General features: G+C 63.6%; 2 pseudogenes. Both read left to right on the forward strand.

What is annotated here, in order from left to right:
- Nucleotides 1-420: pseudogene (locus tag DAD99_RS21375) on the forward strand (pyridoxal 5'-phosphate synthase lyase subunit PdxS); the annotation flags it as partial.
- Between the two features lie 293 nt (nucleotides 421-713).
- Nucleotides 714-942: pseudogene (locus DAD99_RS21380) on the forward strand (aspartate aminotransferase); the annotation flags it as partial.

Genomic DNA, 942 nt, shown 5'->3' on the forward strand with positions numbered 1-942 from the left:
GACGTCTCCAACGCGACCGGGCACATGCGCCAGATCCGCGCCGAGATCGCCAAGCTCGCCGCGCTGCCCGAGGACGAGCTCTACGTCGCGGCCAAGGAACTGCAGGCCCCGTATGAACTGGTCAAGGAGGTTGCCGCCGCCGGCAAGCTCCCCGTGGTGCTGTTCACCGCCGGCGGCATTGCCACCCCGGCCGACGCTGCGATGATGATGCAGCTCGGCGCTGACGGTGTGTTTGTCGGTTCCGGTATCTTCAAGTCCGGCAACCCGGCCCAGCGTGCCGCCGCCGTCGTTAGGGCTACTGCCTATTTCGATGACCCGGACGTCATCGCCAAGGCCTCCCGCGGCCTCGGCGAAGCCATGGTAGGCATCAACGTCGACGAAATCCCGCAGCCGCACCGCCTCGCCGAGCGCGGCTGGTAAGACTCTTCGCCGCCGAGCGTCAAGGAGAACCATGACGGCAAGCGCGGAAAAGATGACCACAGTCAGCGCCGGGAACTGCCTGAGGTTAAGGAGGAAACCCTGTTCCGGTGAACCGGACAGCCACAACTGTCCCTACTGCATCGGCCGAAACGGACAAGGAACCGTCCGCAAAAGGTTCCTGGCCGTGGCCACCGTAAGGGCACGGGTCAACCCTGTCTAACCTCCGCGACGACGCAAAATCAGAATTATTACCGCAGAAGATCGATCACAATCTCGATGAGGAGTGGAACAGCATGCAGCAACTCGCGAACCGGCTCGAACGTCTGGGCACCGAAACTGCCTTTAGCGTCGCCCAAGCCGCGGCCGCTTGGAAGGCGAAGGGGAACCCTGTGTATCCCTTCCATCTCGGCGACATCAACATCCCGACGGCCCCCCATATCGTTGAAGCTATGAACCGGGCCATCGCCGACGGCTACACGGGCTATTGCCCCGGACCTGGCATCCCGCAGTTGCGCGAGGCCC

This window comes from Pseudarthrobacter sp. AB1, from assembly GCF_014926485.1.
GTDB lineage: Bacteria > Actinomycetota > Actinomycetes > Actinomycetales > Micrococcaceae > Arthrobacter.